Origin of the sequence: Microcoleus sp. FACHB-831 (assembly GCF_014695585.1) — a bacterium.
Lineage (GTDB): Bacteria > Cyanobacteriota > Cyanobacteriia > Cyanobacteriales > FACHB-T130 > FACHB-831.
In genome coordinates, this window is record NZ_JACJON010000033.1 from 31111 (window position 1) to 46832 (window position 15722).

Genomic DNA, 15722 nt, shown 5'->3' on the forward strand with positions numbered 1-15722 from the left:
AAAAGTCAAGCCTAGAACCTACAGGCTAGAATACGTCTAGTCTTTAGCCCCTAATCTGTAAATGCTCCGTCTGCTCCGGCGCTTTTTAACTCGTAGCTGGTTTCAATTTTGGCGCTTTCTTGCCACTTACTTACCAATAAAAGGTAAGAGGACAAGGGCAAAGAGGAAGATATTTACCCAAACATCTTCCTCTTTGCCTGTTGTAAATGAAGAATTAGTGGGAACAGGTGCTACTAACGGTCGGTTAACTTTGCCCACTAAACCCCAAAGGGAAACCGAAGTTACGCCAGCCCCTTTTGTGCGACGAGAGGAGAGTCCAACTCCCCCCTTACCTCGCAGAGAAAGGCGGTTAAGTCGGTCTTATCCGAAAAATATTGCAACAGGTGCTGTACCCGCACCTCTACCACCCAATGAGGAGAGCAGACTGAGGGCACTCCAGCGTTATAAAATTCTCGATACCTCTCCTGAAGAAGCATTCGACGATTTGACTGCCCTGGCATCTTATATTTGCGGCACTCCTATTGCCCTAGTCAGCCTCGTAGACAAACATAGACAGTGGTTCAAGTCGAAAGTCGGAATTGAATCGACAGAAACGCCCAGAGAGCAAGCATTCTGCGCCCATGCTATTCTGTATCCGGATGAGTTGCTGGTTGTGCCCAATACGCTAGAAGATGAGCGCTTTGCTGGCAATCCGCTAGTACAGTCCTACCCAGAGATGAGATTTTATGCAGGAGTTCCGTTAGTTACACCGGATGGCTATGCCATTGGCACCTTATGCACAATTGATAGGGTTCCTCGCAACCTCACTAAAGACCAACTGGAAGGACTGCGGGCACTAGGTCGTCAAGTGATTACTCAGATGGAGCTGCGTATTAATGTAGGTAAGCTAGAACGCACCATTAATAAACGCAAGCGAGTCGAAGCTGCACTGCGCCGCAGCAACCTGCAACTGCGAAATACTCTACAAGAATTAAAACAAACTCAATCCCAGCTGATTCAGAACGAAAAAATGTCTAGTCTGGGACAATTGGTTGCAGGTGTCGCCCATGAAATTAACAATCCCGTTACCTTTATCCACTGCAACTTGCCTTATGTCAGTGGCTATGTTCAAGACTTACTAGAGTTTGTAAAGCTTTATCAGAAGGAATATCCCGAACCATCTCAGGCGATTCAAGAGCGTGCGGAAGCCATCGATTTAAATTTTTTAACTGCCGATTTACCCAAAGTTCTGTCTTCTATGAAAGTGGGTACTGACCGCATCCATCAAATTGTACTCTCGTTGCGAAACTTTTCGCGGTTGGATGAAGCAGCTAACAGACAGTTTAATATCCACGAAGGCATAGATAGCACGCTGCTAATTTTGCAACATCGCCTGAAACCTACAGCAGACTTTATCGGAATTGAAGTTATTAAAGAGTATGGCAAGCTACCTTTAGTAGAATGTTATGCTGGGCAGCTAAACCAAGTTTTTATGAACTTATTGAGTAATGCGATTGATGCTTTAGAGGAGGCAAAAGACAACCCTGCCCCTCAAATCCGAATTACAACCTCGGTGCTAGACGGTAATATGGTTGTAATTCGTATCGGTGATAATGGTACAGGTATTCCCGAAGCTGTTATGCGACAGATATTCGACCCGTTTTTTACTACGAAGCCCGTAGGCAAGGGTACGGGTTTGGGGCTGTCAATTAGCTATCAGATTATTGTAGATAAGCATGGTGGGATGATGAAATGTTTATCGGAAGCGGGTAAGGGTACAGAGTTCTACATTGAACTGCCAATTACTAACCGCTAAATCCTTACGCTAGGCCATAGCCCACCAACATTGGGGCTAAAATTATAAGCCAGCTTGCACCCTGAACTTGCAATTAACTTAGTTAAAAGCTAAAAAATATTGCTGGCTTTATCAGAAGAAAATAGTACCGTTTTATCGTGAACTAATAGCAGCTTTTTTTTAGCTACCTGATGCATTCTTTTGATTTTTTTTGAGTCCTGCTAGGGTACCGACAGCTAATAACCCTAAAGCGGCTGTTGTACCAGGCTCAGGAACGGGTGTAGTTGTACCAGGGACAGGCGCTGTTCCTTCTAGTTTGCTGCTTCCCTCGCGATCGCTTCCAGTTCCTACGCTGGTTAGGCGCACTCCAAAATTCTGGTTAGAAAACTGATTAAGAGTTAAAGGCCCTGCGCTACTGGCTACAGTAAAAATTGTAGATTGAATGTCATCATTACCTATCCCTGGCGTACCGATTTCCAAGCCAGCATCGAACGATCTAGGGGTGACGTTGGCACCACCGCCAAGATCGTTAACACTCCCAGCTGGCCCAAATTGAAAATCTGTTACATTTGCACCAGTTACTGTTAGCGTACTTAGAAGCGAGTCGTCCAAAATGTTGAAGAATACTCCGCGTAGGTCGCCGATATTGGGGTTAGGTACAACATTGACGGTGAACTTAACAACACCTCCTGTATCATCTAGAGTCAAGCTTGTCTTAGCGTCAGAACCTGTGAAGTCATTGACATCAAAAGTTATAGAGGCAGCACTTGCTCTAGAAAAGGCAGAAGAGGCAAAGACAACGCTTGCAGCCAATAATGAAGATCCAACTAAATTAGAGAAAGGGTTTTTCATGATATTTAAAAGCACCAGCGTCTAACTGTTCAAGTGAAGTCGTAAAACATTTGTACACATATTCTTTCCATCTACCTCTAAGGGGTGATGTTTGAAATTTTGTGCATTGATATACATTACAAACTTAAGAAAATGATGTCTATAAAAAAATTTAGCCTTCACTGAATCTTGATTAAAGCCATCCGCATTATGAAATCTTTATCAAATTCGATACAGCTTCACAGTATCTTCACGTAGTCCGATAATTATTTTTTATAAGTAATACCTAAGTAGCTAATGTTTACTGCTGAGGGGAAAAACGCTGATGAGTGCATTTCGAGTCGGTATTGCTGGCCCTGTGGGTTCGGGAAAGACTGCTTTATTAGATGCTTTGTGCAAGGCGATGCGCCAAGAATACGCGATCGCTGTGGTCACGAATGATATTTACACTCAAGAAGATGCTCAGTATTTAGTCCGGAGTCAGGCGCTAGAAAGCGATCGCATTCTCGGTGTAGAAACTGGCGGCTGTCCCCACACCGCTATCCGCGAAGACGCTTCCATCAACATAGCCGCCATTGAACAAATGGAACGCCGCTTCCCCGATTTAGACTTAGTATTTTTAGAAAGTGGCGGCGATAACCTGGCTGCAACCTTCAGCCCAGAACTCGTAGACTTGACAATTTACACGATTGATGTGGCAGCAGGTGATAAAATCCCGCGCAAAGGGGGGCCTGGAATCACAAAATCAGATTTGCTAGTAATTAACAAAATTGACCTCGCCCCCTTTGTGGGAGCAGACTTAGGGGTTATGGAACGCGACGCAAAAAAAATGCGCGGTGAGAAACCCTTTGTGTTTACCAACTTGAAAATCCAGCAAGGACTCTCGTGCGTGATTGACTTTATCAAACTTAATATTGGTAAATTCGGTTAAACAAATTTCTAGGCGCGATCGCCCTAGAACCAACTGCAACTCCCTTGCAGTTGCATTTCTGTATCCTTAAATACAAATTTCCTATAGACGCAGGCTCTAATATCGCACCGTATACATAAATTCCTCTATCATTTTGCTGATTAAATGAGGAGTAAGGTAAAAGCATGGCAAAGCGATTAGGTCGGCGTAAATTTATCTTATATGGCTCTGCCACTTTGGGAACGAGCCTGTTGCTGAAGGCTTGCGGCAGCAACGAAACTGCAAGTACAACAACGACTCCCACATCTACAGCATCCGCAACCCCCTTGGCGTCCGCAAGCCCCGCAGCATCTGCCACACCCGTTGCGGCGGCAGGAAATACCATCAAAGTGGGGATTTTGCACTCTCTCAGCGGCACGATGTCGATTAGTGAAAAGAGCGTCGTGGATGCCGAACAGCTGGCGATCGCAGAAATCAACGCTGCTGGCGGCGTTTTGGGCAAACAAATTGAGGCGATCGTTGAAGACGGAGCCTCTGACTGGCCAACCTTTGCTGAAAAAGCGAAAAAGCTCATCGATCAGGATAAAGTTACAACCATTTTCGGATGCTGGACATCCGCCAGCCGCAAAGCTGTGCTACCAGTATTTGAAGAAAAAAAACATATGCTCTGGTATCCCGTGCAATACGAGGGTCAAGAGTGTTCTCAGAACGTTTTTTATACTGGCGCAGCCCCAAATCAACAAATCGAGCCAGCGGTTGATTGGCTGTTGCAAAATAAGGGCAAAAATTTCTATCTAATTGGCTCTGACTACGTTTTTCCCCGCACTGCCAACAACATTATCAAAGCCCAGCTAGCAGCAAAAGGGGGCAAAACCGCTGGGGAAGATTACTTACCACTGGGCAATACAGAAGTTACAGGGATTATCACCAAAATTAAAACAGCCCTACCCACTGGTGGCGTAATATTTAACACCCTCAACGGTGATAGTAACGTTGCCTTCTTCAAACAGATGCAAGGTGCAGGATTGGGGCCAGATAAGTATCCAGTGATGTCTGTAAGTATTGCCGAAGAAGAAGTCAAGGCAATTGGCACCGAATACCTTAAAGGTCACTATGCTTCTTGGAATTACTTCCAAACTGTAGATACACCAAGCAATAAAAAGTTTGTTGAAGCGTTCAAGAAAAAGTACGGGGCAGATCGGGTAACAAACGACCCGATGGAAGCAGCGTACATCATGGTTTATATGTGGAAGCAGGCAGTTGAGAAAGCTAAGTCAACAGACCTGGAGAAAGTTCGGGCCGCTGCCTTGGGCCAAACTTTTGATGCTCCAGGGGGAATGGTTACATTAGAAAGCAATCACCACCTCTCTAAATTTGTGCGGATTGGGGAAGTTGGAGAAGACGGCTTGTTTAAAATTGTTTATGCAACTCCGGCAGCAGTGAAGCCAATTCCCTGGAATCAATACGTTGCAGACACCAAAGGTTATGGCTGCGATTGGTCCGATCCGAAGAAAGGAGGAAAGTTTAAAACCACATAGATTAAGTAGGGTGGGCACTGCCCACCTTACTAACTAATAGCTTAAGCGGGAGAAAAAGACGTGCTAGTAGGATTTGCTGAAGGTTTATTTAATGGCATTAGTAGCGGCGCTGTTTTGTTAATAGCAGCGCTGGGTCTAGCAATTGTCTTTGGACTGATGGGCGTAATTAATATGGCTCACGGGGAATTGATGATGCTGGGAGCCTACACAACTTTTATTGTGCAAAATGGCTTCAAAATGTTAGGGGGGCCTTGGTTTGAAGCATATATTTTATTTGCCCTACCGCTGGCTTTTTTGGTAACAGCTATTGCCGGATTAATTTTAGAGCGGGGAGTGATTAGGTATCTCTATGGGCGACCGCTAGAAACTTTACTGGCAACGTGGGGAGTAAGCCTAATTTTGCAACAGTTTGTCCGCAGCGTGAATTGGGTATTAGCGATCGCTATTGCTCTATTTTGCATTTTATTTTTTGGCGCTTTATGGGTTCTCAGCCGTCGTGCAGATTTTGAGCGAATTCGCGGCTGGGTTGTGGCGCTGATATTACCGCTTTCTCTAGGAATTTCCTGGGCAACAGGCGCATTTTTAGGGCAAACTTATCAACTGGCTGTAACTAAACCTTGGTTTGGCGCTCAAAATGTGGATGTTACAGCGCCTCGATGGTTGCGCGGGGGAGTCCCTATAGGTAATTTTCAAATGCCTTATACGCGGCTATTTATTATCGCCTTAACTATTCTCTGCGTTGTCGGTATTTACGTGTTTTTGCAACGTTCGCCTTGGGGTTTACGAATTAGAGCAGTAACGCAAAATCGAAGCATGAGTGCTTGTTTGGGAATACCTACCCAAAAGGTAGATGCGCTGACGTTTGCTCTAGGTTCTGGGTTAGCTGGCGTGGCTGGTTGTGCAGTATCTTTGTTGGGTTCTGTGGGGCCAAATACAGGACAAAACTACATTGTTGATACCTTCATGGTTGTGGTTGTAGGCGGTGTTGGCAAGCTGGTGGGCAGTATTGTCGCAGCAATGGCAATTGGTACAGTTAATAATTTTATTACTTCCAACCCGCTAGGCCCGTTAGTAGCTTCATTTGAACCTTTGGCAAAGATGTTTGACTTCTTTTCCAAGACCAGTATGGCTAAGGTAATAGTCTTTGCGCTGATTATTGTATTTTTGCAAATACGACCAGCAGGAATTTTCCCGCAGAAGGGGCGCACGGTTGATGCTTAAACAAGTAAGTAGAGAGGTGGGAGGTGGATAAATATCCAGAAAATAAAAGCGATCGCAGGCGGCGATCGCAAGCACTGTTAATAGAGGCAGGGATAGTGGCGGCGATCGCCCTCATCCTCATATTTGTAATGCCCACTCTATTAACATCCATAGGTCAAGCATTCCGCGTTAGCTTGCTGGGGCGATTTTTAGCGTTGGCAATTGTCGCCCTCGGCATCGATTTGATCTGGGGTTATACGGGTTTGCTGAGTCTCGGTCATGGCGTGTTTTTTGCACTAGGCGGTTATGCCCTCGCCATGCACATGAAATTGCAGATTCCCGCCGATGCTAGCATCCAGTTACCAGACTTCATGGGACTCTATGGAATAACAGAATTACCTTGGTTCTGGAAACCTTTTTATTCCTTTGGTTTTTCTAGTGTAGCTGTGGTTCTTCTCCCTGCTTTGTTAGGAGCAATACTAGGTTATTTAGTGTTCCGCAATCGCATCAAGGGGGTTTATTTTTCCATACTTACGCAAGCAGCAACAATAATATTTTTCAATTTCTTCAACGGTCAACAAGAACTGTTCAACGGCACTAATGGGTTGACGGACTTTAAAACTTTGCTGGGAATGCGGGTAAACGATCCTCAGACTCAGATGGTTTTCTACACGCTGACAGTTCTGGTTTTGACAGCTGTTTACGCGCTATGCCGTTGGCTGACAAGTGGAAGATTTGGGCGAGTATTAATTGCGATTCGAGATGATGAAAGTCGGATGCGATTTTCTGGCTACAATCCAACCGGGTTCAAAGTACTGGTATTTGCCATTTCGGCGGGGCTTGCTGGAATTGCTGGCGCTTTATTCACGGTACAAACTGGATTGATTTCGCCCAAAGCGATGGATATTGCCTTTTCAATTGAAATGGTAATTTGGGTAGCAGTGGGGGGTCGCGCCAGTCTTGTAGGAGCGATAGTCGGGGCGCTGCTAGTCAACTTTGGCAAGAGTATTTTGAGCGAACAATTCCCTGAAGTATGGCTATTTTTTCAGGGGGCGCTGTTCCTAATTGTGGTGATGGTGCTTCCTGATGGGTTAGTGGGTTGGCTGCGATCGCAAGGAATTGACAAAGTGCGATCGCTACTTGGACAACGCAAACAGGTAGTAACCTATCCCAGCTTGGAATTAGACCCGGAAGTAGAGCGCGAACGCGAAAACATTAATCAATAAAGCGGCTATTACCGCCAATTGTCCTGATGAACGGCAAAATATTAGAAACTGAAAACGTAACGGTTAGTTTTGACGGGTTTAAGGCACTTAAACAGCTAAACTTCAGCATGGATGCTGGGGAATTGCGAGTGGTGATCGGGCCAAATGGTGCGGGAAAGACGACCTTTTTAGATGTCATCAGTGGTAAGGTTCAGCCTACTGAAGGACGGGTGTTCTTTAAGGGGAGGAATGTTAGACGCCTTTCTGAACATCAAATCGCCCGACTGGGAATTGGTCGCAAGTTTCAAACGCCGCGAATTTACCTTAACCTAACACCCCGAGAGAATTTGGAGCTTACTTGTAATCGCGATAAAAATGTGTTTCCAACGCTGTTTGGTCGTTCTTCATCAGGCGATCGCACTACAGTATTAAGCTTGCTCGAAACAATCGGCTTAACTGCAAAAGCCGACATCCGCGCTGGTTTACTTTCTCACGGTGAGAAACAACGTTTAGAAATTGGAATGTTAGTTGCCCAATCTCCAGATTTATTACTCGTGGATGAACCAGTTGCTGGTTTGACTGACGAAGAAACGGAAAATATTGGAGAATTGTTATTAGCTTTAGCAGAAAGCCATTCCATCCTAGTAATCGAACATGATATGGAATTTGTACGCCAAATTGCCCGTAAAGTGACAGTGTTGCACGAAGGCTCAGTTTTGTGTGAAGGCACAATTGAAGAAGTGCAAAATGACTCCCGCGTAATTGAAGTGTATCTGGGGCAAGAAATTAATAATTAGTTTTTAATTTCTCGTTTCCAGGCTCAACCTGAAAAAGCATTCCCAGGTAGAAACTGGGAACCAGAGATATCCAAAATAGACAATATAAAAAAATTTGATGCTACAAGTATCCGATCTAAACGTCTACTACGGTGAAAGCCACATTCTGCGGAATGTAGATTTAAGTGTCGCACCTGGGCAAATGGTTTGCTTGATTGGACGCAACGGTGTGGGCAAAACTACCCTACTAAAAACAATTATGGGATTGCTCAAACCTCGCCGCGGTAATATTACCTTGGCTGGCGAGTCAATAATTAGCAAACCAACAGATAAAAGGGCAAAAATGGGGATTGGCTACGTTCCCCAAGGGCGGGAAATTATCCCGCGTTTGACTGTAAAAGAAAATTTGTTATTGGGTTTGGAGGCGAGAAAAACAGGTAGAACCGGAAAGGAAGAAATTCCCGAAGAGATTTTTTCGCTATTTCCTGTATTAAATAAAATGTTGTCTCGTATGGGTGGAGACTTGAGCGGAGGACAACAACAACAGCTAGCGATCGCGCGTGCTTTGATGGGAAAACCCCAGTTACTCGTATTAGATGAACCAACAGAAGGCATCCAACCTTCTATTATTTTAGAGATAGAATCTGCCGTGCGGCGCATCGTTGAATCAACAGGAATTTCTGTTTTATTGGTGGAGCAACATTTACATTTTGTTCGGCAAGCCGACCACTATTATGCTATGCAAAAAGGCGGTATTGTTGCATCTGGCTCAACCAGCGAATTGAGCCAAGATGTAATTCAAAGATTTCTGGCTGTATAGTATTAATGACCGACCATCCAAGGGCGACCGCAATTGTTATTGTGGTGTTTCTGCGGCTTGGGTTCTTGCGATCGCTGCACTAACTTAGGTTCTGCACTTTGCTCAATGCGACGGCTTAGGGAACGAGGCGTCTGAATCAAACCAGCAGTTGAGTAAATGCGTTTAGCAAAGCGATCGCAAGATGGGCAAACCATAGGATTGCTCGACTCGCTCATACTCCGCCATTCCTCAAAATCTCCACAGGTTTCGCAGCGAAAATCGTAAATTGGCATAATCAATTTTAGATTTTGGATTTTTATTAGATAAGTAGGCGGGCAGTGCTGGGCTACTAATCAAATCGGCAAAATATTGCGTTCAAAAATTGCCGTCGGAACAGCTATTGTGCAACACGCATTTGGTATATCCACAATGCCGCTAATACGACCCTCGCACGGTGCAGAACCTAGCAATAGATAAATTTGTTCGCCTGTATAGCCAAATTTCTTGAAATACTCAATAGCATTCAAACACGCACGCCGATAGGCAACGTGAGCATCCAAATAATACTGCTGACCCGTAAATTCATCTACAGAAATACCCTCAAATACGAGATATTCCGAGTAACGCGGCTCCACTGGCCCCGGCTTAAAAATTGGATTAATCATCGCATACTTTTCTACACCACCTTTAATCAAATCCACATGAACATCGATGTATCCAGCCATCTCAATGGCGCCACAAAATGAAATCTCGCCATCACCTTGAGAAAAGTGAATATCACCCATCGACAATTTTGCGCCTTCCACATAAACCGGGAAATATATACGCGAACCCTTCGACAAGTTCTTAATATCGCAATTTCCACCATGTTCGCGGGGAGGAACAGTCCGCGCCGCCTCTTTAGCCACGCGGTCATATTCTGCACCTTTTAAAGAGCCAAGAATCGCATTTTTTGGGTTAGGCAATTCCGCTAAAGCAGGAATGGCAGGTTTCCAAGGAGGACCACCACTAGCAACTAAATCAGCCTCGCGTTTGTTCCACTTAGCCAGCAATTCGTGAGAGGGAGCGCAACCAATCAAACCAGGGTGGGGAATTCCCGCGAATCTCACATCTGGAATGTGTCGAGATTTCGTATAAATGCCTTGAATGTCCCAAATCGCTTTCTGCGCTACGGGGTAATGGTCGGTAAGGAAACCGCCTCCATTTTCCCTAGCAAAAATGCCAGTAAAACCCCATTCGTAGTCGGGAAGCGTACCTACATCCAAGAGGTCAACTACCAAAATATCTCCAGGTTCGGCACCATTAACATGAATTGGGCCGCTCAATACATGAACTACTGACAAATCTACATCGCGGACATCATCAGGGCTGTCGTTATTTCCAATTTGCCCATCCGTCCAGTCTTTGCATTCTATGCGGAACACCGCACCAGGATTGACAGAAACTATTGCTGGAATATCAGGATGCCAACGGTTGTGACCGACTACATCCTGTTCTGCGAACGGCTTTTTTAGGTCTACTTTGAAAAGAACTTCTGGCATATTATCCTCCTGCTTAATTCTTTTATTGTTAGCTTTATCATTGTTAGAATTGAGGTATCTTACGTCACAACCTTAATAATGGGTTTGTAATCTATTTTCGTATTTTTGGCGCTCGTTGGCTGGCTTTAATTTTTACCAGTATTAACATAAAAAAGCTTTTTCAAAATATCTATTATGTAAAGCTTTTTAACGTGTAGTTTTAACTTGACACGAATAATTCAAAACTAAAGAGCTTGAAGGGGTTGTATCTTTTAATACAAATAACCTGAATAATCTATAAATTAAGAAAAATAAAGCACACTTCTAAGAAAAATAAAGCGATATTAAGATAATTAGCCTTTTAAAAGTATTTGAATAGGATCGACTTTAACAATGGCAAAGCCACAGTACGAGGGTTATTCGGCAAACACAGCCACAATTTTAGTTAGTGAAAATTTAGCTGGGGCGAAAATATATAACCAAAACGCTAAATCTCTACTTAATAAAGCTACAGGTTTCATCAGTAGTTATGACTTTACGCTTAATCCTTACCGGGGTTGCCAATATGGATGTAGCTATTGCTATGCGGCTGCATTCAGCCCTAACCCTAAGATGCGCGGGGATTGGGGAAAATGGGTGATTGTCAAACAAAATGCAGTTAATATTTTAGAGAAAGAATTGCAAGGATGGTATAAAAAAAATCCCGATAAGCCTCCCAGTATTTATATGAGCAGCGTTACCGATCCTTATCAACCGATTGAATCAAAACAACTGTTGACTCGAAGCCTTTTAGAGGTAATGGTGAACTATCAACCGACGCTAGTGATTCAAACCCGCAGCCCTATGATTGTTAGAGATATTGATATTTTGCAAAAATTTAGCCGTCTGCGGATTAATATGACTATACCCACAGGTAGCGAATCTGTAAGAAAAGATTTTGAGCCAAAAGCGCCTAGCGTTCCAGCCAGACTCAAAGCTATTGGCAAACTTAAATTTAGCATTCCTTGCAATGAAGAGAATGATGTGAGATTTTCTATTACTGTCACGCCTCTACTACCAACTTTGCCAGAACACCAAGTAGGTTTTATCAGAAAACTAGAAATTGCAGATAGGGTGGTAATTCAGGAATTTCATGCAAGCCATACTCGTTCCCTTGTAGCAGGAACGCGAGAGGAAGCTCAAGCAATTAAGGAGAAATACGGTTGGTGGTATGACAACGAGCGAGTAAGCTATCTGAAGTTTAAAGAAAAGTTAGATTCTCTATTGAGTGGCGTGGAAATTAAAGAAGGAAAAGAGGGTTTTGGTTATGACTAATGTGATTGCAAATTGGTGGCGATCGCGCCAGTTTCACACTGCTATTAAGCAAAATAACACTCGCCTTGCCGAGCGACTGTTAGAAGATATACAAAAATCAGGTGCAAAGCTATCTGTTCTAGAGAAATTATTTAAAGACAAGCTAAGATTTGAGCAGTCTTCGCGGGACTACAAGCAACAGGTAGCGGGTTTATATCGAGAAATAGGTCAAACTGACCTCGAAAAAACATCGCCCCAGTTTGTAGATTTTATATCAAGCAATTTTAAGCTAATTGAGCATGATGCAAATTTAATTCAATGTACTGGTATTGACCAATCTATTTTTGAAGACTTAGAACTTAACTTAGTAGAGTATTTAAATTCTGAATTTGATAAAATTATTCCCCAAAGGTTGACATTAGAGCTGAAAGCAGCACAAGAAGATATCGAGGGGCTAAAATCTGGACAAGACCCAGAATATGGTTATAATCTAACTCCTCATGTCTACTTTATGAAATATTTTTTAGAAAATGTCTATGGGGCTTATCTTGCTTGGTTTTTAATATATAAGTATGGCTTGCTAAAAGCAAAGATTAACATCCTTGACATTGCTGCTGGCCCCGCAACAAGCGCCTACGGATTGGCTTTACTACTACAAAGTAGTAAAGATGCCAGCTTACAAAATAAGATGCACATTTCTTATTATTCTCTAGAACAACAAGCTTCATTTCAGTATCGAGGGCTTCAATTTTGGCGTCGATATATAGAACCACAGCAGACAGGCATAAATGCTTATTTCCGATTTGAAACTGGCGACATTTTAAATTACAGCGCTCGCATAAATAAATTGCCAGAATATTTTTTTGATTTTATAGTTATCTCTCACGGCTTCTTTTTTGATACAGATAAAAGAGCAAATTCTTATAGAATTTATAGGGAAATTTTTGAGAAAGGATTGAAATCAACAGGTTATGTGTTGCTCATAGTTCAAGGCAGGAAACTATTAAACGGTTATAATGTTCGTCAAAATGACGTTGGCGATCGCGAGGGAGAGGTGATAAGAAAATTTGTAGCAGATTTAGGGTTAAACCTGGAGTGGTACAAATACATGACTTCTACAGGTAAAAGGATACCTATGGGTTCTGGGTTCGCCAAGTTTGCCAGCGAAAATCTACCCCACAAAAAATATATGGGTAAATTAATGCGGCAGTATCTGGGAATAAAATATGACTCAACTTATGTTTTAGATGATTATATAATCTTAGCTAAAAAATAGTTAAGTATGATGAGCAGTACCCTTGCGCCAGAGTCTTGGAACAAGGATTTTTGGCAGCAGGCTAGAACGAGAAAATAGCGCTATTAGAAGCAAAAATCATCTAGTTACATTTAGTTCCTTAACCAAGCTTTTGGATAGTGCAGCATAGTAGGCAATGCTACTATCCTCACCAACTACATTACTATAGCCTTAGAGAGTAGACTGTATAAAGCCTTGTGACAAATCAACAGTCGTGCAGGGCAACGGGGCATCAAGTGAAATCAGGGATGTTGAAGCAGCTACAAAAGCTCCAACCCAAGCTATTAGTGTTTACTTTTGGGGCATCTTTGCTGCCAGCAATGCTGCTAACTGCCGTCGCGTGGCAGTTTGTGCAGAAGCCGCTTATCGACTTAGAAAAAACTCGACTTGACGATCAAGTATTAGCCTTTCGCGGCTACACTGCTGCAACAGAAAAAGGGTTGCAAAACTTAACATCAGGCTATGCAATTTGGACAGATTTATTCAATGCGATCGCCCAAGAAAATCGAGATTGGATCAAAACAGAGGTGTCTGACCAACTTATTCTCTCTACCGATGTAGACGCTGTGCAAATTGTCAGCCGCAAAGGAGAGATTTTGGGATATCGGGGTGATACTTTGCGCGTGCCTGCTGTAGCTTCAAGGGTGGCAGCGGTAGTCGCCAGCAGCAAATCTGCGATTGAGTTGATGGATACGAGCGATCGCGGGTTATTAATAATATCAGTAGCGCCAATCTACAAAAGCGATCGCACTGGGAATTCGCCTGGAACTTTAATTCTGGGCCAGAAAATGGATGAAGCTTGGCTGCGTAACTTTCTCAATTTCTCTCAACCCACCACTAAGCTACAAGTAATTTCTCTCGACGGCAAATCCATAACTTCTAGCAATGCCAAAGTCAGTATTGACCCTTGGGAAACGACAAATTTTACAAACCAAGTATTACCAGCAATTCAAAAAGGTCAGTCAGTCTATCGCATTGAGCCCAGCTCTGGTTTGAATACAATTTATGCTCCCATTACTTCGCAAAATAAGCATATAGCGATCGCCAAAATTCAGATTGTCTCAAAATATTTTAATCAAGCATCCCTCACCCTCAACCGCCTGATTTGGATGGGGTTAGCTTTGGCTAGCTTGCTTTCAGTCGCGATCGCTCACCTGCTAGCCAAACAAATCGGCGAACCCATTATCTTATTAGCAAAACGCAGCAAAACACTAGCCGCAGGCGATTTAACTACCCCAATCCCCGGCGTCAGTGCAGGGGGAGAAATCGGTCAACTTGCTAATGCCTATCAAGAAATGGCCCAAGCACTCAAAACACTGATTGATAACCTAGAACAAAGAGTTGCGGAACGAACCCACGAACTAGAACAAGAACGTAATACCTTAGAAGATCGAGTCTATAAACGCACGCAAGAATTCTGGAAAAAAAACTACCAATTACAGCAGACTCACGACCAACTAGAGCTACTAAATAGTGAATTAATCGCCCAAGCGAACCAACTGCGTGAAGCACTACGCAACCTAAAAATAGCTCAGGCACAACTGATTCATACGGAAAAAATGTCTAGTTTAGGTCAGCTTGTGGCTGGCATTGCCCATGAAATAAACAATCCCATTAACTTTATTTACGCTAACCTTATATACGTCAATGATTACACGCAAAATTTACTCAGACTCGTCCAACGCTATCAGCAAAGCTATACAGATCCTCAACTTGAAAAATACACCGAAGAAATAGAATTAGACTTTTTAATCGAGGATCTGCCTAAAATTTTATCCTCCATGAATACAGGCGCTGAGCGAGTTCGCCAGATTGTTTTATCTTTGCACAACTTTTCTCGCCTCGATCAAGCAGGTATGAAGCAAGTTGATATCCACGAAGGGATTGATAGCAGCTTGCTTATTTTACAATCTCGCTTGCAATCTTCTGCTGTTAATAGAACTGACGATAGTTTAGATATACAGGTGATTAAGCAATATGGAGAACTCCCCCACATTGAGTGCTATCCAGGGCAGATGAATCAAGTATTTATCAATGTTCTGAGCAATGCTGTTGATTCATTACTTTCTTTAAAAGACAAAAACAACAAAAAAATATATGTTAAAACCGAAATTAATGAATATCAGGTAGTTAAAATTAAAATTAAGGATAACGGGTCGGGAATTCCCGAGGAAGTTATATCAAAAGTATTCGACCCTTTTTTCACAACAAAGCCTGTGGGAAAAGGTATAGGTTTAGGGCTAACTATTTCCTACCAAATTTTGCAACAGCATCAAGGGCGAATTGACATCACCTCGCAACCTGGACAAGGCACAGAAGTTATCCTTGAGTTACCTATAAAAAAGGTTATGTGATGTTGGCGATCGCTCTCATATCAATTTTTTATATAACTTTTTTTAGCTTTGAACATCTATAGATTTACTCCTCATCTAATGCGATCGCCCCTTTATAAACACCAAGCTCAACGCCCAATACTTCTCGGTTAAGCTCTAAGCAGTGTTGAGAATGGAGAAGTTAAGATGTTCACATTGAGTTCCAGTTCCCCTATGAAATGGCTTTTTAGACGGGAACTTTGAGCGAGA

General features: G+C 43.0%; 13 protein-coding genes. 10 read left to right on the forward strand and 3 right to left on the reverse strand.

Features of this window, described 5'->3' with window-relative positions; all coding sequences use genetic code 11:
- The first annotated feature begins 193 nt into the window (after positions 1–193).
- Positions 194–1795, forward strand: a complete 1602-nt coding sequence (locus tag H6F77_RS07000) for a GAF domain-containing sensor histidine kinase (RefSeq protein ID WP_242021964.1) — start codon at positions 194–196, stop codon at positions 1793–1795.
- A 159-nt stretch (positions 1796–1954) separates the two neighbouring features.
- Here H6F77_RS07000 and H6F77_RS07005 read toward each other — a convergent pair whose 3' ends face one another.
- A complete protein-coding gene (locus H6F77_RS07005) occupies positions 1955–2626 on the reverse strand; it encodes a PEP-CTERM sorting domain-containing protein (protein WP_190486717.1) in 672 nt (223 codons plus the stop codon).
- A gap of 304 nt (positions 2627–2930) precedes the next feature.
- On the opposite strand from H6F77_RS07005, the gene ureG reads away from it, so the two are divergent.
- The 6 genes from ureG to urtE all read left to right on the forward strand — a co-directional run bounded on the left by ureG (position 2931) and on the right by urtE (position 9054).
- The gene (ureG, locus tag H6F77_RS07010) at positions 2931–3536 is read left to right on the forward strand and encodes an urease accessory protein UreG (protein ID WP_190486719.1); all 606 of its coding nucleotides are present in this window, start codon (positions 2931–2933) and stop codon (positions 3534–3536) included.
- A 164-nt stretch (positions 3537–3700) separates the two neighbouring features.
- Positions 3701–5053 carry an urea ABC transporter substrate-binding protein gene (gene urtA, locus H6F77_RS07015; protein WP_190486722.1) on the forward strand — a complete coding sequence of 451 codons (1353 nt, stop codon included), beginning with the start codon at positions 3701–3703 and terminating at the stop codon, positions 5051–5053.
- A gap of 60 nt (positions 5054–5113) precedes the next feature.
- Positions 5114–6274 carry an urea ABC transporter permease subunit UrtB gene (urtB, locus tag H6F77_RS07020; protein WP_190486724.1) on the forward strand — a complete coding sequence of 387 codons (1161 nt, stop codon included), beginning with the start codon at positions 5114–5116 and terminating at the stop codon, positions 6272–6274.
- A gap of 23 nt (positions 6275–6297) precedes the next feature.
- Positions 6298–7479: an urea ABC transporter permease subunit UrtC gene (gene urtC / locus H6F77_RS07025; protein WP_309228811.1), complete on the forward strand. Its 1182-nt coding sequence runs from the start codon at positions 6298–6300 to the stop codon at positions 7477–7479.
- A 26-nt stretch (positions 7480–7505) separates the two neighbouring features.
- Positions 7506–8255, forward strand: a complete 750-nt coding sequence (gene urtD / locus H6F77_RS07030; protein ID WP_190486726.1) for an urea ABC transporter ATP-binding protein UrtD — start codon at positions 7506–7508, stop codon at positions 8253–8255.
- A 97-nt stretch (positions 8256–8352) separates the two neighbouring features.
- Positions 8353–9054 (forward strand): urea ABC transporter ATP-binding subunit UrtE, encoded by a 702-nt coding sequence (gene urtE / locus H6F77_RS07035; RefSeq protein ID WP_190486728.1) that lies wholly within the window; start codon positions 8353–8355, stop codon positions 9052–9054.
- A gap of 2 nt (positions 9055–9056) precedes the next feature.
- Here the strand turns inward: urtE and H6F77_RS07040 are convergent, their stop codons facing one another.
- Entirely contained in the window at positions 9057–9326 is a 270-nt protein-coding gene (locus tag H6F77_RS07040; RefSeq protein WP_190486730.1) for an FmdB family zinc ribbon protein, read from the reverse strand.
- 60 nt (positions 9327–9386) lie between these two features.
- Positions 9387–10574: a formamidase gene (fmdA, locus tag H6F77_RS07045; protein ID WP_190486732.1), complete on the reverse strand. Its 1188-nt coding sequence runs from the start codon at positions 10572–10574 to the stop codon at positions 9387–9389.
- 372 nt (positions 10575–10946) lie between these two features.
- On the opposite strand from fmdA, the gene H6F77_RS07050 reads away from it, so the two are divergent.
- The 3 genes from H6F77_RS07050 to H6F77_RS07060 all read left to right on the forward strand — a co-directional run bounded on the left by H6F77_RS07050 (position 10947) and on the right by H6F77_RS07060 (position 15494).
- Positions 10947–11867, forward strand: coding sequence for an SPL family radical SAM protein (locus H6F77_RS07050; RefSeq protein WP_190486735.1), 921 nt, complete (start codon positions 10947–10949; stop codon positions 11865–11867).
- Positions 11860–13122, forward strand: a complete 1263-nt coding sequence (locus H6F77_RS07055; RefSeq protein WP_190486737.1) for a photosystem II assembly protein — start codon at positions 11860–11862, stop codon at positions 13120–13122. The genes H6F77_RS07050 and H6F77_RS07055 overlap by 8 nt, the downstream gene beginning before the upstream one ends.
- Before the next feature lie 215 nt (positions 13123–13337).
- Complete coding sequence (locus H6F77_RS07060; RefSeq protein ID WP_190486739.1) at positions 13338–15494, forward strand: ATP-binding protein; 2157 nt, start codon at positions 13338–13340, stop codon at positions 15492–15494.
- Positions 15495–15722: the final 228 nt, after the last annotated feature.